Consider the following 22,350-nt stretch of genomic DNA (forward strand, 5'->3'; position numbering starts at 1 on the left):
CCGCCGAGGCCCGCGCCCGACACCCCGGCCGCGCCGCCCTGCGTCGGACGGGGGGAACATGGCAGTATTTCGGGCAGGGCTTGCCCAGGACCGACACCGGAACGGAAGTGACGTATTCCCATGGCCGACAAGGATGGCGACCTGGCCGCTCGAATCATCGGGGGGGTGACGGCCCTGGCCGCCGCCTACGTGACCCGCAAGGCCCTCACCCTGCTGTGGACCAAGACGGTGGGCAAGGAGCCCCCGGCCGACCCCGAGTCGCCCGACATCAGCCTGGGCGAGGCGCTGGGCTGGGCCGTGGTCACCGGCGTGGGCATGGAGGTGACCCGGGTACTGGCGGTGCGCGCCGTGCACAAGCAGCTCGCGCCGCGCCGCCACCGCGACATCGAGCAGCTGCCGCTCTGAGCCGGCCGGGCCGCGCGGCGGCGGGATCAGCTCCCGTCACCGCGCGGCGCGGTCCGGCGGCGCGGCGCGGACGTCCCGGCCGCCGCGGCGACGCCGGGAGCCGTGGAGGCGCGCAGGTCCGCACGCACCGCCCTGGCCAGGGCGCGGGTTCCCGACCGGTTCAGCGTTCCCCCGGCCACCGCGCCGGTCAGGTAGGGGCCCAGCGTGGTCAGGTGGCGGCCGAACAGTCTCATGAGCCGGTTGCGCAACGCGGTCCGGGCGGCCGCTCCCAGGGTGGTCGTGAGCGACTCGGCGCCCCTGACCGGGTCGATACCGCGGCGCCGGGCCCACGACGCGAGGTAGCCGGAGGTGCGCTGCAGTGTGCTCCCCCGCGCCGGCGTCCCGTAGACCTCGTGGAGTTCACCGATCAGCTTGACCTCGACGGCCGCGACGACAACGGTCTCGGCGACGAGCTGCGCGGGGGCGGTGAGCAGCAGCGGGGGTGCGGCGAACTGGACCGCGGCGAGCGTGCCGCCGGCCGCGCCCACAGCGGTGGTGGTGTTGGCCGCGACGCGTTCCAGCGCGTCGGCGAGGTCCTCGCCCTGCAGGCCCCGGTGGTGGCGGATCAGGGTCTCGCGGTCACGGATCGGAATACGGGGGGCGATCTCCTCGGCGAACAGGCCGGTCAGCCAGCGGCCGCCCGCCACGCTCGTCGCCCTGGCCCTCCGGGCGCTGTCGGCCAGGGCCGCGGAGAGCCGCCCCAACAGCCGGGCCCTGCGCTTCGGGTCGGTCTCCTCCGACGCCAGGACGGCGACGAGTTCGCCCACCCGGTGGTCGACGGGCACGAGTTCGGCTCCCGGTCGCCGGTCGCCGTCGGTCTCCTCGTTCACGGTGCTCACGGTCCTCATTCCCTCGGCACGGGGGCGTTGCTCCCCTTGGATGGACAAACGGACCCCGTTGCGGCATTCCCGTTCGCCGCCCTCGGGAACCCGAAAACGGACGCGGCCCCGGTCCGGGTCCGGGGCCGCGTCCGTTTCTTCGACCGGAAGAGGCGGTGGAGCAGGGAGGGCTCCACGGGTCAGGAGGCGCATTCCTTGCAGACGAGCTGTCCGTTGCGCTCCTCCGCCAACTGGCTGCGGTGGTGCACCAGGAAGCAGTTCGAGCAGGTGAACTCGTCGGCCTGGCGCGGCAGGACCCGCACCGCGAGCTCCTCGCCGGACAGGTCCGCCCCCGGCAGCTCCAGCCCCTCGGCGACCTCGTCCGGGTCGACGTCGATGGTGCTGGTTCCCTTGTCGACCCGGCGCGCCTGCAGCTCCTGCAGGCTGTCCTCCCCCAGGTCCTCGTCGGTCTTGCGCGGGCTGTCGTAGTCGGTGGCCATGGCTTTACTCCATCCCCCTCAATCCATCTCTCTAGTCTCGTCGCGCGAATGTAACGCTTCAGAGACGTCTCTTGTGCCCGTTCAGGCCGAAAAGTTTCCTCGGCGTCGTGAGACCGTGTCCCGGACCGGCCGCCGCTTCTGGACAGCACCGCCCGCTGACCACTCGTGTTCGCGTCGGGCGAACACCCCGCTTTCCGGTGCGACCCGTCGCCGAACGGCTTCCGCCCCCGTTTGCCGTCCCTCCCGCCTCGGGCATGGGAGCCAGGACCCGCGTAGGGTCGGGAGGGAGTCGTGGACACCCGGGTGGGACGCTTCTCGCCTTTCCGGTGCCCGGGTGAGCATACCCATTCCCGGGAGTGCTCCGTACCAGGGTGCTCGTCTCACCGGACACGTATGCATATCACGGCCGCGGTACGGCGGGGCCGCATCCCCGGCCGACACGCCGGACGCCGTGGTCCGCTCAGGAGGAGGAGTCGCCCTCGCCGCGGCGGCCGGTCACCGGGAAGTGGACGGTCACCACCAGTCCGCCCCCGGCCCGGGGCCAGACGGTGACCGTTCCCTGGTGCGCGCGCACCACCGAGCGCACGATGGACAGCCCCAGTCCCGCGCTCTTCTTGGAGCGCACCCGGTCGCCGGAACCGCGCCGGAACGGCTCGAACAGTCCCTCGATCTCGTAGGCGGGGATCACCGGACCGGAGTTCTCCACCTGGACGGCGGGGGCGCCCTCGTTGATGCCGGAGCGCACCGTGATCTCGCCTCCCGCGACGTTGTAGCGCAGCGCGTTCTCCACCAGGTTGCCCACCAGGCGCTCCAGCAGCACCGGGTCCCCGGTGACGCGTGCCTCCCGCAGGTCGGTGCGCAGCCGCAGCCCCGACTTCTCGATCTCGTCGTCGAGCTGGCTGAGCACGGTCGCCGTCACCTCGCCGAGGTCGACCACGGTGCGCACGTCCAGCTCGCGGTCGCTCTTGGCGAGGAAGAGCAGGCCGTCGATGAGGCGCTCGTGCCGGGAGTTGGTCTCCAGCAGGGTGCGGGCGATGGTCCGCAGGTCGGGTGAGGCCTCGGGGTCGGCGAGCGCCACCTCCAGCAGGGTGCGGTTGATCGCCAGGGGGGTGCGCAGTTCGTGGGAGGCGTTGGCGACGAAGCGGCGCTGTCCGTCGAACGCGCGGTCCAGCCGCTCCAGCATCGCGTCGAAGGTGTCGGCGAGTTCCCGGATCTCGTCGTCGGGGCCGCTCATCGCTATGCGCTCGTGCAGTGAGCGCTCCGAGAGCCGGCGCGCGGTGCGGGTGATCTTGTGCAGGGGCGACAGCGCGCGTCCGGCCACCGCGTACCCCAGGCCGACGGCCAGGACGCCCACCACGATCAACGCCAGCACCGAGTAGCGGGTCACCTGGTTGGCGATGCCGTCGATGAGGACGGCCTTGATCTCGTCGGCGATCTCCGACTCCAGGTTGTAGCCGTCGATCTGGACGGTGAAGTCGGGTTTGTCCAGGACGCTGACCAGGATCACGTAGTTGAGCAGGACCAGCAGCGAGCCCGCGGCGAAGAAGAGCATCCCGTAGATGAGCGTCAGCCGCATCCGCAGGCTGATGTTGTCGGTGAGCCGCAGGCCGTGCCCGTTCCCGCCGGCCGTCCCCTGGTCGGGGGCGGCCGTGTTCTTGGGCTGGTTCAGCGGCCGGGCCAGCCGCCGCCACGTTCCGGTCTCCCCGGGAGGCGTGGGAGGGACCTCGCCGAGGGGGGCCGCGACGACGTCCCGTTCCTCGGCGGTCAAATCCGGTACCCCGCGCCCTGCACGGTGCGGATCACCGGGGGGTCGCCGAGCTTCTTGCGCAGGGTCATCACGGTGACCCGCACCACGTTGGTGAACGGGTCGGCGTTCTCGTCCCAGGCCTTCTCCAGCAGCCCCTCGGCGCTCACCACGGTCCCGTTGGCGCGCATCAGGACCTCAAGGACGGCGAACTCCTTGGGGGTCAGCGAGATGGGCCGCCCGTCCCGTTCGACCGTGTGGTTGGCGGGGTCCAGGGTGATGCCCTGGCGCCGCAGCACGGGCGGCAGCGGCGGGGTGGCGCGCCGGGCCAGGGCCCGCACCCGAGCGACGAGCTCGGCGAAGGCGAAGGGTTTGGCCATGTAGTCGTCGGCGCCCAGGGTGAGGCCCGACACCTTGTCGTCGAGTTCCCCGGCTGCGGTGAGCATCAGGATCCGTCCCGGGTAGCTGGCGGAGGCCAGCGACCGACACACCTCGTCACCGTGGGTTCCGGGCAGGTCCCGGTCCAGGATGACGACGTCGTAGTCGTTGACGCTGGTGCGCTCCAGGGCGCTGTCGCCGTCGTAGGCGACGTCCACGGCCATCGATTCGCGACGCAGTCCCACAGCGACCGCGTCGGCGAGAACCTGCTCGTCTTCGACTACGAGTACGCGCACTGTGCCCTTCGTTTCTTCCCTGGAGGCAGTGAAAGGCCGCTGCCGGCGCATCCCCCAACACACCGGCAGCGGCGCTTGTCTCCGGCTGCGCCCTGCAGTTGTCCACGCCCCGGAGGAACGGGACCGTCCCCGGCCGAGGCACCTCACGCAGCCGGAAGCGCGACTTCCGGCGGGAGGCCGGTACTCCTCCGATGATACTTGGAGGTCCGACCTGACCGGCACACGGGGCGTACCGCTGCGTACACTCAGCGGCCCGGAAAAACGGAGTCGCGGCCGGCGCATCCCCCAACCGCCGACCGCGACGTTCACCCCGCACATCTCAAATTTGACACAGCACGGATAAGAAAGAAATAAGCGTGGCCTTTCCGTGACCATCCTGGGGTATTGGCCCCGCTCGGAAACCGGCCGCCCCGTTTTCCGGGTCCCCCTGCAAAGCCCTCGGAGGCCGGGGTTATCGTTGTTCTCCGTCCGCGGACTGACCCGCCGAGCACAGCGTCGTGTTTACCGGGAGATGAACTTTCGGCCCCGCAGAAGATCCTGCCCCGCCGGGAGGTTTGGCGCGCGGACGGACATGGGTATGGTCGGCAACCGCCAACCATGTGGTCAGAGAGGGGTGTGATGATGGGCGAGTTCCTGGCAGAGATTCAGGTTCGGATCAACGAGACCTACACGTCGCTCCAAGCGGCCCAGGCCGCTGGAGACGAGTTCCTTGCCGACGCGCACGCGTCCGAGCTGGAGGACTTGCACCGCATCGCCGCCCGCCACGGGATCGACCCGAACGGCGTGTGACCTCACAACGGCGCAACTGGGCAAGGCCGGGTCGTCCCGCGGGGCGCTCCGGCCTTTCGGTTCCCGCCGGCACTCCCCACTGAGGCGAAGGACGCGGCGGCGCGCCGTGGACCTCCGCCGCACGGCGGGGCGTCCCACCCGCACGGCGCCGCGCCGCATCCCCGCTCCGTCCGGCCGGCGGGCCCCCGTCAGTCGTCGCTGTCGGCCCCCAGCGGCTCCAGCAGGTCGTGCAGCTGCTCGAACAGGCCCGGCACCGCGGCCAGCAGCAGGTCGTGGTTGGGCGGGGTGCCGCGCAGTCCGCCCACCCGCGCCCCCGCCTCGGTCGCGATCAGCGCTCCCGCACCCCAGTCCCAGGGGTGGGCCCCGCGTTCGTAGTAGGCGTTGATACTGCCCTCGGCCACCGCACACAGGTCGATCGCGGCGGAGCCGACCCGGCGGATGTCGCGGATCCGCGGCAGGACCGTGCTCAGCACCCGGGCCTGCCTGCTGCGGCGCCGCGCCTCGTAGCCGAACCCGGTGGCGACCAGGGCCATGTCCAGGTCCACCGGCGCCGCGGCCGAGATCGGCTCGCCGTTGCGGCGGGCCCCCTGCCCACGCACCGCACTGTAGGTCTGACCGCGCACGGGGACCTCCACCACCCCGGCCACGACCCTCCCGTCGAACTCAGCGGCGATGCTCACCGCCCACTCGGCGCGCCCGTACAGGTAGTTGACGGTGCCGTCGATGGGGTCGACCAGCCAGCGCACCCCGGTCGCGCCCGGGGCGGCGCCGCCCTCCTCGCCCAGGACCGCGTCGTCGGGGCGGGCGCCGAGCAGGATGTCGCGGATCAGCTCCTCGGTGGCGCGGTCCATCTCGGTGACCACGTCGGTGGGCGAGGACTTGGTGTCGAGCACCGAGATTCCGTGCTGGCCGCGCGCGGCCAGCTCACCTCCCCTGCGGGCCGCCTCAAGGGCGAGGTCCAGCAGTTCCCGAGGATCGGGATTGGTCACGGTTCGTCTCCTCACGACGGAATACGGGGCGGCACGGACCGGCGGCGCCGCGGGGGGCCGACCGCGCCGCCCGGCCGGGGCGGAGGAGGCGTCCCTGTCCCCGTCGGACACCGCCGTCTGTCGCTCTTGATCATGTTCGAGCCTATCTGCGGCCACTGGTCCGAGGAGGAACACAACACACAACACTCGGCACTCTATGTGATTGAAGAACTACTTAAAGTGATAAATTTTCTCCTGGTCACCGTTCCGCCACGTTCGTGTGCCGAAGGAAACAGGATCAAGTGAGAGATATTTCGCGCCGCACACTCCTGTCCGCCACCGCGATCACCGCCGCCCTGAGCACGGTCGGATGCTCGACGGAACGGACCGGGGCCGCCCCCGCGGACCCACCGCGACGGGTCCGCGTCATAGGCGACGGCTCCACCTCCGACACCGGACCACAACCGCACCAACCGCCGGTGGACCCGCTCGACCGCACCTCGGCGCCGCCCCAGTTCGTCGTCATCTCCTGGGACGGCGCCGGAGAGCTGAGCGACCGGCTGTTCACCCGCTTCCGGGAGGTGGCCCGCCGCAACAACGCCCACATGACGTTCTTCCTGAGCGGCCTCTACCTGCTCCCCGAACACCGCAAACATCTCTACCGCCCGCCGGGGCACCCCGTGGGGGCCTCCGACATCGGCTACCTCAGCGAGGAGTCGATCCACCGCACCATCACCCAGCTCGACCTGGCCTGGCGGGAGGGCCACGAGATCGGCACCCACTTCAACGGGCACTTCTGCGGGCCGCGGGGCGTGGCGACCTGGTCCCCCGCCGACTGGGAGTCGGAGATCCAGCAGGCCGTGCAGTTCGTCATGAGCTGGAAGACCAACACCGGCTTCACCGACCTGCCGCCCCTGCCCTTCGACTACCGCAGGGAACTGGTCGGCGGCCGCACCCCGTGCCTGCAGGGCCGCGACCAGCTCCTGCCCACCGCGGCCAAGCTCGGATGGCGCTACGACGCGAGCTCTCCCGGAGGGCTGCAGGTCTGGCCCCGGCGCAGGCACGGGCTGTGGGAGTTCCCCCTGCAGTCGCTGCCCATGGCCGGCCAGGACTTCGAGGTGCTGTCGATGGACTACAACATCATGGTCAACCAGTCCGAGACGCCCCGGGGCGACCGCAGCAAGTACAGCCGGTGGCGCGCCCAGGCACGCGACACCTACCTGCAGGGGTTCGAACGCGCCTACTACGGGAACCGGGCCCCGCTGTTCGTCGGCAACCACTTCCAGCGGTGGAACGGCGGGATCTACATGGACGCGGTCGAGCAGTTCATGGACGAGATCGGCGGCGAATCCGACGTCCGCATGGTCTCCTTCCGGCAGTTCACCGACTGGATCGAGGCCCAGGACCCCGACGTCGTGGCGAAACTCGCCCGCCTGGAGGTCGGCCAGTCCCCGCCCGGGGGCTGGGCGGAGTACCTGGGCTCCGGCCTCCGGCTGCTGCCCTGAGCGGTTCCTCCGCTCCCGGCCGCGGGGAACAGGCCCGCCCCGGCCCGTCCCCCGCGGCTCCAGTCCCGAGGAGTCAGCGCAACTGGCAGCAGTCCGCCGGATCGTCGTGGCAGGACCGCTCGATGGAGCCCAGGCCGCGCGGGGCGCGCCCCTCGGCCCGTTCGGACACCAGGTCGCGGACCATGGCCACGAACGCCGGATGCGTCCCCGGGGCGGCCGCCCGCTCCAGGCGGATGCCGAGCTTCTCGGCGGTCTCCCGGGCCTCCACGTCCAGGTCGTACTTGACCTCCATGTGGTCGGAGACGAACCCGTGCGGGACCACGACCACCGCCCGCACCCCCTCCTGGGCCAGCTGCTCCAACCGGTCGTTGATGTCGGGCTCCAGCCACGGCTGGGACGGCGGGCCGCTGCGGCTCTGGTAGACGACCTCGTAGCGGTGGCCGCCGCCGAGGCGTTCGGTGACCAGCCGGGCCACCTCCGCCAACTGCGCCTCGTAGGCGGTCAGCGGACCGTAGTCGCGCCGGGGGTCCCCCGACTTCTCCGCCATCGCCAGGGGGATGGAGTGGGCCGAGTACAGCAGCCGCGCGTCCGCGCGCAGCTCCTCGGGCAGCCGCTCCAGGGCCTGGCGGGTGTGGTCGACGAAGGCGTCGACGAACCCCGGATGGTCGTAGTAGGGGCGGATCAGGTCGATCTCGGGCGCCCCCGGGACCGCGGCGCGGGCCCGCTCGACGTCCTCCAGGTACTGCCGGTGGCTGGAGTAGTTGCTGTAGGCCGAGGTGGACAGCGCCACCACGCGGCGCACCCCGTCACGGGTCATGGCGGCCACCGTGTCCGCGAGGTAGGGGTCCCAGTTGCGGTTCCCCCAGTAGATGGGCAGGTCCACCCCGTTGGCGGCGAAGTCGACGCGCAGCGCCGCGAGCAGGTCCCGGCACTGCTGGTTGATCGGGCTGACCCCGTCGAAGAGGTAGTAGTGCTCCCCGACCTCGGCCAACCGCTCGCGGGGGATGCCCCGCCCGCGGGTGACGTTCTCCAGGAACGGGATGACATCGTCTCTCTTCTCCGGACCCCCGAAGGAGATCAGCAGGAACGCGTCGTAGGACCTCATGGCCCCATCAAACCAGCCTTCCGCGCGGACCGCGCACCACCCCCGCGTCAGGCCGCCCCCTTCCCTTGACACTCCGCCGCGCGCCCCGCAGACTGCGAATCCCGTCCGATGGCGCTCCCCCGGCGCACGGGCCGACCCCCTGCTGAGGACCCCTTGACGAGCACACTCTGGCGCAACTGGGCCGACACCCACCGCATGACCCCCGCCCGGGTGGTCACCCCCAACAGCACCGCGGAGGTGGCCGCGGCGGTACGCGCCGCGGCCGAGACCGGGTCCCGGGCGCGGATGGCGGGCTCCGGCCACTCCTTCACCGACATCGCGGCGACCGACGGCACCCTGCTCCTCCCCACCGCGCTGGCCTCGGTCCGCGAGGTGGACCTCGCCGGGCGGAGCGCGACCGTCGAGGCGGGCATGCGGCTGTGCGACGTCAACGACGCGCTCGCCGCGCACGGGGCGGCCCTGACCAACATGGGCGACATCGCGGTGCAGACGGTGGCGGGCGCCACCCAGACCGGCACCCACGGGACCGGCCGCGCCTCGGCGGGGCTGGCCGCGCAGGTGCGGCGGCTGGAACTGGTCCTGGCCGACGGGTCGGTGCGCACCTGCTCCGCCGAGGAGGAGCCGGACCTGTTCCACGCGGCGCGCGCGGGACTGGGCGCGTTCGGCGTGGTGACCGCCCTGACCATGACGGTCGAACCCGCGTTCCTGCTGCACGCGCGCGAGGCCCCGATGCAGCTGGGCGAGGTCCTGGACCGGCTGGAGGAACTGCGCACCGGCAACGAGCACTTCGAGTTCTTCTGGTTCCCGCACACCGAACTCACCCTCACCAAACGCAACAACCGCGTCCCGGGCCCGGCCCGGCCCCTGCCGCGGTTCCGCGCCTGGCTGGACGACGAGTTCCTGTCGAACTCGGTGTTCGAGGTCGTCAACCGGGCGGCGCGGCGCCTGCCCCGGTTGGTCCCCGCGATCAACCAGGTCTCGGCGCGGGCGTTGACCGCGCGCGAGTACGTCGATGCCTCCTACCGGGTCTTCGCCAGCCCGCGCCGGGTCAGGTTCGTGGAGATGGAGTACGCGATCCCGGTCGAGCACCTGACCGACGTGCTGCACGAGATGCGGGCGGTGTTCGCGAGCGGCCGGCACCGCGTCAGCTTCCCCGTGGAGGTGCGTTTCGCCCCCGCCGACGACGTGTGGCTGTCCCCCGCCTACGGCCGGGAGAGCGCCTACGTGGCCGTGCACGTCTACCAGGGCTGCCCCCACGAGGCGTACTTCGCCGACCTGGAGGCGGTCTTCACCGCCGTGTCGGGGCGGCCCCACTGGGGCAAGATGCACACCCGCGACCTGGCCTACCTGGAGACGGTCCACCCCCGCCTGCACGACGCGCTGGAGGTGCGCGAGCGGGTCGACCCGCAGCGGCGTTTCGCCAACGCCTACCTCGACCGCGTGCTGGGGCGGTGACCCCCCGCCGCGGCCGGCGCCCCGGTCCCGCGGCACTCCGGCGTGTCGGCTCGACTGCCGGGCCGGGGCGCGATCTACTCCCGGCACGGTCGCCGGCCGGCGCGGCCGCTCCCGCCATGACCTCGCGGAAACGGACCGGAGTCCGAATCCGTGTCCTCGCCGTGCCCTCGTCGGCGTGTCGGGATGGCACGATAGGGGAGTGCGGCGCGCTCCGCACCGGGCGTGCGCCTGTGAACATGCCGGGTGCGGTACTGGCTCGAAGAACCCGGGCCGACAAGACTGTGAACTGGGGGATACCGGGTTTCCCACCCCCTCGACGGGACGCGAAAGGGAGGGCGATGCAGGAGCTTCGCCTGGTCGCCGTCAGTGAGGACGGAACCTACCTGGTGCTGGCCGGCACCGGACGCGGAACCCGTTTCATGCTGCCCGTCGACGACCGACTCCGCGCCGCCGTGCGCGGACAGTTCTCTCGGCTCGGCCAGTACGAGATCGAAGTGGAGAATCCGTTGCGCCCCAAGGAGATCCAGGCCCGGATACGCGCGGGGGAGACCGCCGAGTCCATCGCGCAGGCCGCGGGCATCCCCGTCGAACGTGTGCGCTGGTTCGAAAGTCCGGTCCTGCAGGAGCGCGAGTACATGGCACGGCAGGCGCAGCTGGCCCCGGTCCGCCGTCCGGGCGAGGCCGCCCCGGGCCCGTCCCTCGGCGACCTGGTGGCCGAGCGGATCGGCACCACCCAGCTGGAGTCGGGCGAGGCCACATGGGACTCCTGGAAGCGCGAGGACAACACCTGGCAGGTGAAGCTGTCCTTCCGGGTGATGGGCGAGGAGCACGTCGCCCACTGGATCTACGAGCCGCGCCGCCGCTCGGTCACCCCCTACGACGAGGAGGCGGTGCGCTTCTCCGCAGCCGACGACCACGACGCGCCGCCCCCGCCGGCCTCCCCCGGCGCGACCGTCACCCCCTTCGCGCCGCGCCGCTCCATCCGGGACACCCCCCTGGGCCCCGAGGCCCCCGAGGCCCCCACCGCGGCGCCCCGGGAGGCCGCGGCGCGCCCGCGCCCCCGGACCCCCGTCACCGCGGAACGGGCGCACCCCGCCGAGGACCCGGTTCGCAACGCCACCGCGCCCGACCTCCACCACCGGCCCGACTCCGGTCCGCCCCCCGCCACGGACCCGCACGCCGCTCCGTCGTCCGCCGGATCTCCGGCGCAGCGGAGCACGGTCGCCCCCCAGCGCCCGTCCCGCCCCGAGCCGCCCCTGCCCGCGGCCACCGCCAGCTCCCCCCAGCAGCCCCGCCGCAAGGGACGCGGCCGCCGCGCCTCGGTGCCGTCCTGGGACGAGATCATGTTCGGGTCGAAGAAGTCCGACTAGCCCGCGTGCGACGGGGCCGGGCTCCGGGCCTCCGGTCCCGTCGGGGCGCTACCCGTCGGAACGGCCGTGCAGCCGGGGTCCGGCCGCGGCACTGCCCCGCCCGTCGGCCCGGGGGTCGACCAGGAACGGGGCGACCAGTTCGGGGGTGACGTCGCGGGCGAACCCGACCGACTCGGCGAAGTCGGCGTCGACCGCGTCGTAGCCGCCGCTGCCCGCGCCGACGGTGACCTTCAGGGTGGCCACCCCGGCGCGGCGCTGGAAGAGGCTCTGCCGCCACTGCCAGCCGATGACGGCCGACCGCGCGACCGTCGCCTGCGTCCGGCTCAGTGAACCGGAGCGGACGCTGACCTGCCGACCGTCGTAACCGTGTCCCAGCGACCGGTAGCGGTCCAGGCCCAACGGCACCCCCAGCAGGGCCACCGCCAGCAGCGCTCCGGCCGCCCAGAGCCAGCCCAACGCCGCGGCCGCCACGGCGAGCACCAGGGGCGGCGCCACCGCCCGGAACAGTCGGCGGGACCGCGCCGCGGACGGGTGCGCGACCAGTCGCCCCTCGAAGGGGCGCAGCGCCTGCGCCACGATCCGCTCCACCTCGGCGCGCGGCCCCAACGGCAGCAGCGCCGACCGCGTGGCGGCCCTGCCGAGCCCGGTGACGATCGCGGACAGCCGCACCAGCGACCACAGCCGCTGGACGGGGTTGTCCCGCAGTTCGTGGCCGTGGATACGGCGGTACTCCAGGGTGACGCTGTGCCGGGTGAACAGCCCCCGCTCGGTGATCAGGGCGTCGCCGTGCCGGCGCAGCGTGAACCGCCACTGGTTGATCACGTAGGAGGCCACCGCGAACAGCGGCATGGCCACCGCCAGCAGCACCACCGCGCCGGTGGCGGCGGCCAGCAGCGCGCCCCACCCGGAGGCAACGAACCGCCAGACCGTGTCGGCCCGGTCGACGAGGTAGCCGCCGACGGCGGTGGAGTCGACGAACTGGCTGAGGAAACCGAACAGGGTCGCCAGCACCGCGAACGGGGTGAGCAGGTAGCCGGGGCTCAGCACCGCGTAGGAGTACCAGCGCGGCGGCATCCGGAAGTGGACGGCGTCGGCGGTGCCGGGGCCGGCACGCGTCTCCTCGGAGGGTTCGGCCCCGGCTCCGGCGGAGGCGGCCGTGCCCCGCTCGACCAGCAGGGACCGGCGGCGCAGCAGTTCGACGCGGAGCCGCTCGGCGTCGGCCGCGGCGACCGCGTCGAGCTTGGCCTCCTCCTGTTCGGTCGTTCCGCCCGCCGCCGCGTCGACGCGGACCACGGCCAGTCCGAAGAGGCGGTGCAGCAGCGTGGAGGTGACGTCGACGCCCCGGATGCGCTCCAGGGGGATGGTGCGCCGGGTACGGGAGACCAGTCCCGAGCGGATCTCCATCCGCTCCTCGGTGACCCGGTAGCGCACGGTCAGGTAGCGGACGATGCCGGAGACGACCAGCAGGACGGCGGTCGCGACCGTGCCGCCCAGGACCCAGGGGTTGAAATCACCCGCGAACAGGGCCACCAGGACGGGGACGGCCGCGGAGCGGGCGTGGTTGATCGTGGTGGTGGCCACGGTGAGCGGGCTGAGCCGCCGCTCGGTGTCGGCGCTCGGCTCCGGGACGGTCGAGGCGGCCTCGGCGGGCTCCGGTCCGGCCTGGTCCGGCCGCGGGTCGCGGTCGGCGCTCACGTGGCGTCGTCCCGGAGTTCGCCCGCCCGGGCGGCCAGTTCCTCGGCGAGCCGACGGGCCTGGTCCTCGGCCAGCCCTTCGATGGTGGAGGAGCCCGCGTGCGAGGCGGTCTGGATCTTCAGGGTGGCCAGGCCGAAGAGGCGCTCCAGCCATCCCTGGGTGTGGTCCACGGTCTGGATACGCGCGACCGGCACCAGCTGCCAGGTCCGGTTGAGCCAGCCCTCAAGGGTGTAGACGACGTCGCCGGTGACCTCCCAGCGGTGCACCCGGTAGCGCCACTGCGGCGCGACCACGGTCTCGACCAGGCTGTAGGTCCCGAAGAGCAGCGGTGCCAGCCAGACGTTGTCGACGACCCAGCCGGGCAGCCAGGACCAGCGGAAGGAGTCCACCGTCCAGGCTCCCAGGGACAGTGCTGCGGTGCTCAGCACCGCGACGATCGCGTTCGTCACCGTCCACAGCCACACGGCTCTGGGAGAGACGCGGTTGCCGGGAGGGCGCAGTTGGACTGTGGTCACCCGCCCGAGTCTACGCGCAGCGCCCGAAAACAGTGTGTTCTGCGTCTCGCGCACCGCGGCACGGCAGCGGCGACATCCTCATTCTTTCCAGCTCATTGCTGGCAGGAGGGACGAAGGGGCCACGACAGCAGTATGGTTCGTGTGGAACCGCTGACGCGTCCCACCGGCCTCGCGCGGGTTCCGCCGCGTGCGCAACTCCGCGGCTCCCGTACGTTACCGTTCCTCACAGGAGTCCCATGTCCGCCCTCGCACGACATCGCCGTGGCGCCGCCGGCGCCGCCGCGACCGCGTTGCTCGTCCTGACCACGGGATGCGGTGTGCTGATCGGCCCCAACAACGGCGAAGTGAGCGACGACATCACCGTCACCAGTCCGATGCTGCGCGAAGGCGAGAAACTCCCGGACCGCTACACCTGCGGCGGCGAGGGGATGTCCCCGCCGCTGCGCTGGTCCGGCCTGCCCGCCGCGACCGAGTCGCTGGCGCTGGTCGTGGACGACGTCCGCGAGTCGGGCGCCGCCACCGTGCACTGGGTGGTCTACGGCCTCGACCCGGACAACCCCGAACTGCCCGAGGGGACCGTCCCGATCCCCGCCCAGCAGGGGATGAACAGCTTCGAGACGGCCGGGTACGAGCCGCTGTGCCCCGGGAAGGACGACGAGCACGAGTTCCGGTTCACCGTCTACGCCCTGTCCGAACCGTTGGGCCTGGGCGAGGCCGCCCCCCTGGACGTGGCGCTCGGCGCCATCGCCACCCGCACCCTGGCCCGGGGACGACTGACCAGTGTGCCGTGACGCCCCCGTCCAAAGGCCCGCGGTCCGGCCGCCGTCACCGGAGGGGGATCGATTCCCCTCTGCACGGATGGCACATCTATGCATAAAGTGGGGCCGTGCACCCCGCTGATTTCTTGATGACCGAATCCGTTCCACGTCCACCGGTGCGCTGGCGTGTCCGGGGGCCACGGCGTCCGGACACCACCCCCGGGGTGTCGCACGCCCGGTATCGCCTGCCGTCCCCCTGGCGCGGAGTCCGCCAAGGCAGGAACGGTCCGACGCCGGCAGCTCCCATCACCACCGCCGGTGCCGTCTCTGTCCTCTACCAGGCCACGGGGCCCAAGGTGGTGTATTCACCATGATCATCGCGCTCATCGCCGTCATCGTCGTCATCGTCCTCCTCCTCATCGTCCTGGGGCTGCGCGCCCTGGGGGCGAGTACCGCGTCCGACGACTACGACGACTACGAGGAGACCGCGGAGGAGGAGCTGGAGGAGCGTCCGCGGCGTTCCGCGCACCGCACCTCCCGCAGCCGCGCAGACGACGTGGACGACGACCTCGACGAGGAACCGGAGGAGGCGCCGCGCTCCCGCAGGCGTTCCCGGGGCTCGTCCGAACCGCGGGCCTCCCGCAAGTCGCGCTCCCGCAAGAACCGCGACGACGACTGGGACGACGACTACTTCTCCAGCCTGTACGAGGACAGCGACGACGCGGACGCGGACGACGCCCCCTTCGAGTCGCCGCGCCGTGACACCCGCCACGAGTCGACGGAGGCGATGGAGGCGGTCCTCGACGAGGACGACGACCTCGACGAGGAGCAGCCGCCCGCGCGTGGCCGCCGCGCCCGCGACGCGGACGCCGCTCCCGCCGCGCCGGCTCCGGGTGACGACTCCCTCGCGGTCCTGGCCAGTCTCGGCCAGGGGGCGGCCCCCGCCGCTCTCGCGCCTGCCGAGGAGCCGGGCGACACCGGGCGGCCCGCCGCCTCCGGCGCGCGCGTGGACGACGACCCGCTGAGCGCCCCCCGGCCGCCCGCCCACGACACCGGCGCACACCACCGCTCCTCCTACGACCTGACCGGTCCCGCCGCCTCCGGCGCGCGCGTGGACGACGACCCGCTGAGCGCCCCCCGGCCGCCCGCCCACGACACCGGCGCACACCACCGCTCCTCCTACGACCTGACCGGTCCCGCCGCCTCCGGCGCGCGCGTGGACGACGACCCGCTGAGCGCCCCCCGGCCGCCCGCCCACGACACCGGCGCACACCACCGCGACGGCTCCTACGCCTCCGACCCGCTGTCGTCGCCCTCCTACACGACCGGCTCGCACAGTCGGAGCGGGTTCGGTGCCGCCCCGTCCTCCTTCGACAGCGGCTCGCACGACCGGAGCTTCTACGACACGGCGCCGTCCGCGGGTCCGGCGCCGCGGTCCGCGTCGCCGGACCCGCTCACCGACCCGTCGTTCACTCCCCCCGCCGCGGACTCCGACACCGGGTCCCCGATCTGGTCGAGCCTGGACACGGGGTCCTACCAGCGGTCCTCTCCTCCGCCCGGCTCCGCTCCCGGCGGGGGGCAGTCGTCGTTCCGCGACCCGGGGGGCACCCCGCCCGCGTTCGGAACCCCGCCCGCCCCCGCCGACGGCACGCCGGGCGGCTACGGCCCCTCCCCCTACACCACCGGCCCCCTCGGCTCCTACGACACCGGCGCACACCACCACGCCGACTACCCGCCCCCCGCACCGCAGGGCGGCGGATACGCGTCCCCGCCCTTCGGGCCGGCGGGCGGCGAGCCGGCCCCCGAGCCGCCGCGGCCCGCCCACGACACCTGGGAGCAGCCCTCCTGGAACAGCGGCCCCGGCGGGGGGCAGTCGTCGTTCCGCGACCCGGGGGGCACCCCGCCCGCGTTCGGAACCCCGCCCGCCCCCGCCGACGGCACGCCGGGCGGCTACGGCCCCTCCCCCTACACCACCGGCCCCCTCGGCTCCTACGACACCGGCGCACACCACCACGCCGACTACCCGCCCCCCGCACCGCAGGGCGGCGCGCAGCCGTACGCGGCCTACCCCGACATGCTGGGGGACTACCCGCCGCAGCCCCCGGCCCCGCCCGGCGGCTACGGGGATCCGGGGTACGACCGGCCCGGCGAGTGGTCGCCGGGAGCGGGCGGCCGTCCCGACGACAACCCCGACGGCTACCGCTACCGGTAGTCCGGCCCGGGCTGGGGGTGGCGGCGCGGTACGCGCCGCCACCCCCTGCTGTCTGCAGGCCGGGTGCGGGCAGGACCGGATTCGCGCCCTCCACCGCGCGGATCCCCGGGGGGACGGGGCTCTGGAGGGACGGGAGACGCGGAGCCGGTCCGAGGCCCGGGGCACGACCTTCCACGGTCCTGGGGCGGGCCGGTCCGTCCCCGCCCGACGGGACGCGACGGCGCCGGCTCGGCCCCCTCGGGGGACACGACCGGGCGACGCCGGAGCCGGTCGGGACACGCATCGCCCCGGGGCGCGTTTCCCGGAGGAGCGGACCGGGCGTCCGGCGCTCGCGGCGTCACCCGTTCCGCGCCCGGGGAGCGTCCGCGGACGGCCCGGGAGCGGCCCCTACTCCGTCCCCGGGTCCTGCTGGGGCTCCCCGGGTTCCCGTTCGTCGTTCTCCACCGGGGAGGCCTGGTAGAAGGCGAGTCCGATGATGACGACGATCGCGACGACGGGAAGGCCGAACATCAGCAGATACACCGTGGGGCTCATGTTCACCATCTCGGATCGGGGAGGGCGGCTGCGACCTCCCCAATGTAACGGCGGGCGCCGACGTTGCGCAGGCTGCACCGCTCCTTCGGAGGCGGTGCGGGCTCCGCGGGGCCGTCGCGGGCGGCACGACCAGCGGATCCGCCGCTCAGCCCACCGCGGGGCGACGTCTTTTCCGGTAACCGCAATCGGTTTTTCCGACAGTGGCCGAAAACGGGGCCGCGGAAGGCGAGGACGGCGCGGGGAAGCGGTCCGGTCCGGGACACGGCGGTTGCCGAAGGAGGGGTCGGGAGGTCCCCGGCCGCGTCCGGGGGTCCGACCACCGGCCTCTCCGGCCGTCGGCGTCCCGGCAGCGCGCCGGGAGACCCCCTGCGGCCGTACCGGGAGAGGGAGGGGGAGTCGGCCGGTAAGCCGGATTCTGTCAGCCCGTGCGGGCCGGACGGCCATCCATCTGGGACCGCTGTTGCCAACGGCCTCGGTGCGGTCTACCCACGGACCTCGGACGGGCAGCCCTCGAACGTCCGTGCAGGGGACCGGAGTCCCCCTCTTGACCTTGCTCCGGGTGGGGTTTACCGAGCCGACCGGATCACTCCGGCCGCTGGTGGTCTCTTACACCACCGTTTCACCCTTACCGCCCCCCGGGGGGGGCGGCGGTCTGTTTTCTGTGGCACTGTCCCGCGGGTCGCCCCGGGTCGGTGTTACCGACCACCCTGCCCTGTGGAGTCCGGACTTTCCTCGACACCGCGCAAGCGGTGCCGCGACCGTCTGGCCGACTCCCCTTCTCCCGATTCTACGGCCTTCCCGCCTCTCCTGCCGTCACCCGGCGGCGGCCTCAGGGCCGCAGGTGTCCGGTGTCGTTGAGAGCACGCACCACCATCGGGCCGTCGCTGAAGCAGTGGATCTCGGACAGGCACGCCACGTCCAGGTGCATCCGGTGCAGCGCCTGCAACGGCGCGAGCATGGCCTGCTGCACCAGCACCTTGATCGGGGTGACGTGGCTGACCACCAGCACGGTGCGGCCGCGGTACCGGGCCAGCAGCCGGTCCCGGGCCCCGGCGACGCGGCGGGCCACGGCGGCGAAGCTCTCCCCGCCGGGCGGGGCGACCTCGGGGTCGGCCAGCCAGCGGTTCAGTTCCCGGGGGGAGTGCTGCCGCGCCTCGGCGAAGGTCATGCCCTCCCAGGCGCCGAAGTCGGTCTCCCGGAAGTCCTCCTCCACCACCACCTCCAGCCCCAGCTCCTTGGCCGCGTAGCGGGCGGTGTCGAGGGTGCGGCGCAGCGGGGAGGAGACGATCACGTCGACGGGGCGCTCGGCGAGCCGCCGCGCCGCGGCCCTGGCCTGCTCGTGGCCGACCTCGGTGAGCGGGATGTCGCCGCTGCCCGCGAAGCGCCGCTCCACCGACAGCGGCGTCTGGCCGTGGCGCAGCAGCAGCAACCGCGTGGGCGCGGTGTCCACCGGCCCCCAGCCCAGCGCGGAGTCGTCCGGCCCCTCCCTCCGTACGGGGGGTTCGACCGGTTCGGCCGCCTGCACCGGCTCGTGCGTCCCGGTGCGGCGGTCGCGTGCCGCGCCGTCCATCGCCTCGTTGGCGAGCCGGTCGGCGTGCGCGTTCTGCGCCCGCGGCACCCACCGGTAGGACACCCGCCCCAGCGACGCGGCGAGCTCCCGTGCCCGGCGGGCCAGCGGCTGCATGGCCGGGTGCTTGATCTTCCAGCGGCCGGACATCTGCTCGACCACGAGCTTGGAGTCCATGCGGACCTCCACGGAGGCGGCCGGGTCGATGCCGGCCGCCGCCTCCAGTCCCGCGATGAGGCCCCGGTACTCGGCGACGTTGTTGGTGGCCTCCCCGATCGGTTCGGCGACCTCCGCCAGGAGTTCACCGGTCCCGGCGTCGCGGACCAGCGCGCCGTAGCCCGCCGGACCGGGGTTGCCCCGCGATCCGCCGTCCGCCTCGACGACGAGCCTGCGGCTCATCCCTGCCTCCCTCGTTCCGCCGCGGTCACAGTCCGGAGTCCGCGACGCGCACCAGGATGCGGCGGCAGTTCTCGCAGCGCGTCACCTCGTCCGGCGGGGCGGTGCGCATCTCCCGCAGTTCGGCCGTGCTCAACTCCAGCTTGCAGCCCTCGCAGCGGCCGTAGCGCAGCGCCGCCGCCCCGATGCCCGCGTTCTGCTCCCGCAGTCTCCGGTAGAGGTCGAGCAGGTCGTCGGGGATCTCCTCGGCGATCCGGGCGCGCCGCCGGGTGGCGGAGTCGAGTTCGTCCCTGAGTTGCAGCACCGCCTCGGAACGGCGGTTGTCGGCGGTCTCCCGCTCGGCTTCGGCCTCGGCCACCTCCCGCGCGAGTGCGGCGCGGCGCTCCTCGGCGTTCTCCTGGCGTTCCATCACCTCCAGGACGATGTCCTCCAGTTCGCTCTGGCGGCGCGCCAGCGAGGCGATCTCCGACTGCAGGCTCTCCAGCTCCCTGGGCGAGGAGACGTGGCCGGCCTCCAGCCGCTGGGTGTCGCGTTCGGCGCGCATGCGCACCTGCTCGACGTCGCGTTCGGCCTTGCGCTGCTCCCGGTCGAGGTCGCGCAGTTCCGTCTCGACGACCGCCAACCGGTCGCGCAACTGCGTCAGCCGGGCGTCCAGCTGCTGGAGCTGTGCGTGCTCCGGCAGTGCGCGCATCCGGTGGTTGAGCCGGTCCAGTTCGGTGTCGACCTCCTGCAGGTCGAGCAGGCGGACCTGGTGGGCGGGTTCTGCTCTCAATGGTCCTCTGTTCTGTTCTCGAAGACGACGGTGTCGGCGCCGGCCCCGGTCAGGCGGGGACGGCGGCACCGAACGACTGCTGCCAGGCGTCGGTGACGATCGTGGACACGCGGATCTCCACGTTAGCCCGCGCCTGGCCCAGCGCGTCGCGGAGCCGCTCCGCCCCGTCGGCGAGCCAGGGCCACTCGGTGGCCCAGTGGGCGGCGTCGACCAGCGCGATGTCGCCGTGTTCGGCGAACTCCGACGCCGGGTGGTGGCGCAGGTCGGCGGTGAGGAACAGGTCCACTCCCGCGGCGCGGGCCGCGCCCAGCAGGGAGTCGCCCGCTCCCCCGGAGACCGCCACCGTGCGCACCGTGCGGTCCAGGTCTCCGGCCACGCGCAGCCCGGTGGCGGTGGCGGGCAGGCCGCGCGCCGCCCGGGCGGCGAAGTCGCGCACCGTCACCGGTTCGGCGAGTTCACCGATCCGCCCGATGCCGCGGCGGCCCGCGGGGTCGGTGGGGTCGGGGTCCAGCGGCCGCAGGGGGCCGTCCAGCCCGACGGCGGCCGCCAACGCGTCGGAGACGCCCGGGGCGGCGGTGTCGGCATTGGTGTGTGCGGTGTACAGGGCGGTGCCGGAGCGGATGAGGCGGTGCACCAGACGTCCCTTGGGGCTGGTGGCGGCTACGCTGGTGACTCCGCGCAGCAGCAGCGGGTGGTGGGTGATCACCAGGTCGGCGCCCCACCGCTCGGCCTCGGCGACGACCTCGGCCACCGGGTCCACCGCGAACAGGATCCTGCGGACGGGCTGGTCGGGGTCCCCGCACACCAGGCCGACCGCGTCCCAGGACGCGGCCCAGGCCGGGTCGTAGACCGACTCGAAGGCGGAGGTCACCTCGTGCAGTGTCAACGGTGAAGGACTCACGCAGGGCAGCGTAACGCCTCCGGGAGCCCGGTGCGGTGGAGGTCCGGGCGCACGTCGGCGCCGCCGTCCCGGCAGCGGCCGCACCGGTCCCGCACGCCCGGTAGCGTCGCTGTGTCGGCCCACCGAGCAGAGACGAGGTCTGCGGTGAAGTTCCTGGTTCGCGAACGCATCTTCGACATCGGCGAGGACTACTGGGTGGAGGACGAGGAGGGCAACCGCGTCTTCCACATCGACGGCAAGGCGCTGCGGCTCCGCAAGACCTTCGCACTGCAGGACGCGGACGGCAACGAGCTCTACCGCATCCGCGAGAAGCTGCTGGCGGTCCGCGACACGATGACGATCTCCCGCGACGGCGAGCCCGTGGCGAAGGTGCGGGAACGCGTGTTCGACCCGATCAGGGAGAAGCTGGTCGTGGAACTCGCGTCGGGGGGCGAGTGGACGGTCACCGGGGACTTCCTCGGCAAGGAGTACACGATCAGCGACGGGCACGGGCCGATCGCGATCGTCTCCCGCACGTGGTTCCGGCTGCGCGACACCTACGCGGTGGACGTCAACACGCACCGCTCCGACGCCGGAGGGGACGTGGCCCTGGTGCTCAGCGTCGCGGTGTGCGTGGAGGCGCTCGCCGACGGCGGCCGGGAATGAGGGCCGCGGCAGCCGGCCCCGACCGCCGTGGCCGGCTGGGCGGGCACTAGGCTGTCCGGGCATGGCTTCCCCACCCTCCTCTCCCGTCGGGGCGCACGTCCCGGTCTCGGGAGGTCTGGCCCGACGCGGGCTGCCCTACGCCGACGCGATCGGGGCCGAGGTCGTCCAGGTCTTCGTCACCAACCCGCGCGGCTGGGCGTGTCCGCCGGGCGACCCGGAGCAGGACGCGCTGCTGCGCGCCCGCACCGACCTGCCCGTCTTCGTCCACGCCTGCTACCTGATCAACCTGGGGTCCCCCGACGAGGAGGTGGCCGCCCGGTCCGTGGCCTGCCTGGAGCACACGCTGCGGCGCGGCGCGCAGCTCGGCGCGCGCGGTGTGGTGGTGCACACCGGGTCGGCGGTGCGCGGCGGCCGGGAGGCGGGACTGGCGCGGATGCGGGCGCGCCTGCTGCCGGTCCTGGAGGGGCTGGACGAGGACGCGCCCCCGGTGCTGGTGGAGCCGATGGCCGGGCAGGGGCAGGTGCTGTGCGCCACCGTGGACGACGTCGCCGAGTATCTGGACGCCGTGGACCGCCACCCCAAGGCGGGGGTGTGCCTGGACACCGCGCACATGTACGGTGCGGGCCACGACATCTCCACGCCGGCCGGGATGCGGGCGATGCTGGACCGGTTCGGGGAGGTCGTGGGCGCCGACCGGCTGCGGCTGGTGCACGCCAACGACTCGGCGGCGCCCTGCGGGAGCCGCCGCGACCGGCACGCGGGCATCGGGGCGGGCCACATCGGCGCCGACCCGTTCGCGGAGCTGTTCGCGCACCCGGTCTCGGCGGGGGTGCCGGTCGTGCTGGAGACGCCCGGTCCCCAGGAGCCGCACGCCCGGGACGTGGCGACGCTGAAGCGGCTGCGCGCGCGGGTCCGCGGCGCGGCGGAGCGGTAGGGCGGGCCGGGCGCGGAAACCGTTTTTCGGGGGGTCCGTCACCGGGCGG

The 22,350-nt window shown here is 73.3% G+C and carries 21 protein-coding genes and 1 other RNA gene; 9 read left to right on the forward strand and 13 right to left on the reverse strand.

What is annotated here, in order from left to right; genetic code table 11:
- Positions 1–120: 120 nt before the first annotated feature.
- Complete coding sequence (locus tag FOF52_RS09460; protein ID WP_248593454.1) at positions 121–405, forward strand: DUF4235 domain-containing protein; 285 nt, start codon at positions 121–123, stop codon at positions 403–405.
- A gap of 26 nt (positions 406–431) precedes the next feature.
- Here the strand turns inward: FOF52_RS09460 and FOF52_RS09465 are convergent, their stop codons facing one another.
- From FOF52_RS09465 to FOF52_RS09480, 4 genes are all read right to left on the reverse strand, one after another.
- Positions 432–1,283, reverse strand: a complete 852-nt coding sequence (locus FOF52_RS09465) for a hypothetical protein (protein ID WP_248593455.1) — start codon at positions 1,281–1,283, stop codon at positions 432–434.
- A 179-nt stretch (positions 1,284–1,462) separates the two neighbouring features.
- Complete coding sequence (locus tag FOF52_RS09470; RefSeq protein WP_248593456.1) at positions 1,463–1,762, reverse strand: DUF4193 domain-containing protein; 300 nt, start codon at positions 1,760–1,762, stop codon at positions 1,463–1,465.
- A 460-nt stretch (positions 1,763–2,222) separates the two neighbouring features.
- On the reverse strand, positions 2,223–3,530 hold the full coding sequence (locus FOF52_RS09475) for a sensor histidine kinase (protein ID WP_248593457.1): 1,308 nt from the start codon (positions 3,528–3,530) through the stop codon (positions 2,223–2,225).
- Complete coding sequence (locus tag FOF52_RS09480) at positions 3,527–4,180, reverse strand: response regulator transcription factor (RefSeq protein ID WP_248593458.1); 654 nt, start codon at positions 4,178–4,180, stop codon at positions 3,527–3,529. Before FOF52_RS09480 ends, FOF52_RS09475 begins: the two co-directional genes overlap by 4 nt.
- Before the next feature lie 618 nt (positions 4,181–4,798).
- Between FOF52_RS09480 and FOF52_RS09485 the strand changes: the two genes are divergently transcribed.
- Entirely contained in the window at positions 4,799–4,969 is a 171-nt protein-coding gene (locus tag FOF52_RS09485) for a hypothetical protein (protein WP_248593991.1), read from the forward strand.
- A 188-nt stretch (positions 4,970–5,157) separates the two neighbouring features.
- Here the strand turns inward: FOF52_RS09485 and FOF52_RS09490 are convergent, their stop codons facing one another.
- Positions 5,158–5,958 (reverse strand): inositol monophosphatase family protein, encoded by an 801-nt coding sequence (locus tag FOF52_RS09490; protein WP_248593459.1) that lies wholly within the window; start codon positions 5,956–5,958, stop codon positions 5,158–5,160.
- 458 nt (positions 5,959–6,416) lie between these two features.
- On the opposite strand from FOF52_RS09490, the gene FOF52_RS09495 reads away from it, so the two are divergent.
- Positions 6,417–7,442, forward strand: coding sequence for a polysaccharide deacetylase family protein (locus FOF52_RS09495; protein ID WP_248593460.1), 1,026 nt, complete (start codon positions 6,417–6,419; stop codon positions 7,440–7,442).
- Positions 7,443–7,515: 73 nt separating this feature from the next.
- Here the strand turns inward: FOF52_RS09495 and FOF52_RS09500 are convergent, their stop codons facing one another.
- Positions 7,516–8,547, reverse strand: coding sequence for a ferrochelatase (locus FOF52_RS09500; RefSeq protein WP_248593461.1), 1,032 nt, complete (start codon positions 8,545–8,547; stop codon positions 7,516–7,518).
- 153 nt (positions 8,548–8,700) lie between these two features.
- Here FOF52_RS09500 and FOF52_RS09505 point away from each other — a divergent pair, with 153 nt between their 5' ends.
- Complete coding sequence (locus FOF52_RS09505; RefSeq protein WP_248593462.1) at positions 8,701–10,002, forward strand: D-arabinono-1,4-lactone oxidase; 1,302 nt, start codon at positions 8,701–8,703, stop codon at positions 10,000–10,002.
- A gap of 338 nt (positions 10,003–10,340) precedes the next feature.
- Positions 10,341–11,372 carry a septation protein SepH gene (sepH, locus tag FOF52_RS09510; RefSeq protein ID WP_248593463.1) on the forward strand — a complete coding sequence of 344 codons (1,032 nt, stop codon included), beginning with the start codon at positions 10,341–10,343 and terminating at the stop codon, positions 11,370–11,372.
- Between the two features lie 48 nt (positions 11,373–11,420).
- On the opposite strand, the gene FOF52_RS09515 is transcribed toward sepH, so the two are convergent.
- Together FOF52_RS09515 and FOF52_RS09520 are read right to left on the reverse strand one after the other, a co-directional pair.
- On the reverse strand, positions 11,421–13,067 hold the full coding sequence (locus FOF52_RS09515; RefSeq protein WP_248593464.1) for a PH domain-containing protein: 1,647 nt from the start codon (positions 13,065–13,067) through the stop codon (positions 11,421–11,423).
- A complete protein-coding gene (locus FOF52_RS09520) occupies positions 13,064–13,582 on the reverse strand; it encodes a PH domain-containing protein (protein ID WP_248593465.1) in 519 nt (172 codons plus the stop codon). The genes FOF52_RS09515 and FOF52_RS09520 overlap by 4 nt, the downstream gene beginning before the upstream one ends.
- A gap of 236 nt (positions 13,583–13,818) precedes the next feature.
- On the opposite strand from FOF52_RS09520, the gene FOF52_RS09525 reads away from it, so the two are divergent.
- Both FOF52_RS09525 and FOF52_RS09530 read left to right on the forward strand, forming a co-directional pair.
- Positions 13,819–14,373, forward strand: coding sequence for a YbhB/YbcL family Raf kinase inhibitor-like protein (locus FOF52_RS09525; protein WP_248593466.1), 555 nt, complete (start codon positions 13,819–13,821; stop codon positions 14,371–14,373).
- Between the two features lie 337 nt (positions 14,374–14,710).
- Positions 14,711–16,552: a hypothetical protein gene (locus tag FOF52_RS09530; protein ID WP_248593467.1), complete on the forward strand. Its 1,842-nt coding sequence runs from the start codon at positions 14,711–14,713 to the stop codon at positions 16,550–16,552.
- Between the two features lie 387 nt (positions 16,553–16,939).
- On the opposite strand, the gene FOF52_RS09535 is transcribed toward FOF52_RS09530, so the two are convergent.
- The 5 genes from FOF52_RS09535 to FOF52_RS09555 form a co-directional block, all read right to left on the reverse strand.
- Positions 16,940–17,086, reverse strand: a complete 147-nt coding sequence (locus FOF52_RS09535; protein WP_248593468.1) for a hypothetical protein — start codon at positions 17,084–17,086, stop codon at positions 16,940–16,942.
- Positions 17,087–17,474: 388 nt separating this feature from the next.
- An RNA gene (gene rnpB / locus FOF52_RS09540) (RNase P RNA component class A) lies at positions 17,475–17,860 on the reverse strand.
- A gap of 55 nt (positions 17,861–17,915) precedes the next feature.
- Positions 17,916–19,052, reverse strand: a complete 1,137-nt coding sequence (locus FOF52_RS09545) for a bifunctional RNase H/acid phosphatase (protein WP_248593469.1) — start codon at positions 19,050–19,052, stop codon at positions 17,916–17,918.
- Positions 19,053–19,077: 25 nt separating this feature from the next.
- The gene (locus FOF52_RS09550) at positions 19,078–19,821 is read right to left on the reverse strand and encodes a zinc ribbon domain-containing protein (RefSeq protein WP_248593470.1); all 744 of its coding nucleotides are present in this window, start codon (positions 19,819–19,821) and stop codon (positions 19,078–19,080) included.
- A 49-nt stretch (positions 19,822–19,870) separates the two neighbouring features.
- A complete protein-coding gene (locus tag FOF52_RS09555; RefSeq protein WP_248593808.1) occupies positions 19,871–20,707 on the reverse strand; it encodes a Nif3-like dinuclear metal center hexameric protein in 837 nt (278 codons plus the stop codon).
- A 159-nt stretch (positions 20,708–20,866) separates the two neighbouring features.
- On the opposite strand from FOF52_RS09555, the gene FOF52_RS09560 reads away from it, so the two are divergent.
- Together FOF52_RS09560 and FOF52_RS09565 are read left to right on the forward strand one after the other, a co-directional pair.
- Complete coding sequence (locus FOF52_RS09560; protein ID WP_248593471.1) at positions 20,867–21,367, forward strand: LURP-one-related/scramblase family protein; 501 nt, start codon at positions 20,867–20,869, stop codon at positions 21,365–21,367.
- A 61-nt stretch (positions 21,368–21,428) separates the two neighbouring features.
- Positions 21,429–22,301 (forward strand): deoxyribonuclease IV, encoded by an 873-nt coding sequence (locus FOF52_RS09565; protein ID WP_248593472.1) that lies wholly within the window; start codon positions 21,429–21,431, stop codon positions 22,299–22,301.
- The last annotated feature ends 49 nt before the right edge of the window (positions 22,302–22,350 follow it).

It is taken from the genome of Thermobifida alba, assembly GCF_023208015.1.
Lineage (GTDB): Bacteria > Actinomycetota > Actinomycetes > Streptosporangiales > Streptosporangiaceae > Thermobifida > Thermobifida alba.

Excerpts from the sequence above, each read along its gene's own strand:
- FOF52_RS09485 (WP_248593991.1), top strand. The coding sequence starts at position 4,799 with ATGATGGGCGAGTTCCTGGCAGAGATTCAGGTTCGGATCAACGAGACC.
- sepH (WP_248593463.1), top strand. The coding sequence starts at position 10,341 with ATGCAGGAGCTTCGCCTGGTCGCCGTCAGTGAGGACGGAACCTACCTG.
- FOF52_RS09545 (WP_248593469.1), bottom strand. The coding sequence starts at position 19,052 with ATGAGCCGCAGGCTCGTCGTCGAGGCGGACGGCGGATCGCGGGGCAAC.
- FOF52_RS09460 (WP_248593454.1), top strand. The coding sequence starts at position 121 with ATGGCCGACAAGGATGGCGACCTGGCCGCTCGAATCATCGGGGGGGTG.
- FOF52_RS09500 (WP_248593461.1), bottom strand. The coding sequence starts at position 8,547 with ATGAGGTCCTACGACGCGTTCCTGCTGATCTCCTTCGGGGGTCCGGAG.
- FOF52_RS09525 (WP_248593466.1), top strand. The coding sequence starts at position 13,819 with ATGTCCGCCCTCGCACGACATCGCCGTGGCGCCGCCGGCGCCGCCGCG.
- FOF52_RS09565 (WP_248593472.1), top strand. The coding sequence starts at position 21,429 with ATGGCTTCCCCACCCTCCTCTCCCGTCGGGGCGCACGTCCCGGTCTCG.
- FOF52_RS09535 (WP_248593468.1), bottom strand. The coding sequence starts at position 17,086 with ATGAGCCCCACGGTGTATCTGCTGATGTTCGGCCTTCCCGTCGTCGCG.
- FOF52_RS09470 (WP_248593456.1), bottom strand. The coding sequence starts at position 1,762 with ATGGCCACCGACTACGACAGCCCGCGCAAGACCGACGAGGACCTGGGG.
- FOF52_RS09530 (WP_248593467.1), top strand. The coding sequence starts at position 14,711 with ATGATCATCGCGCTCATCGCCGTCATCGTCGTCATCGTCCTCCTCCTC.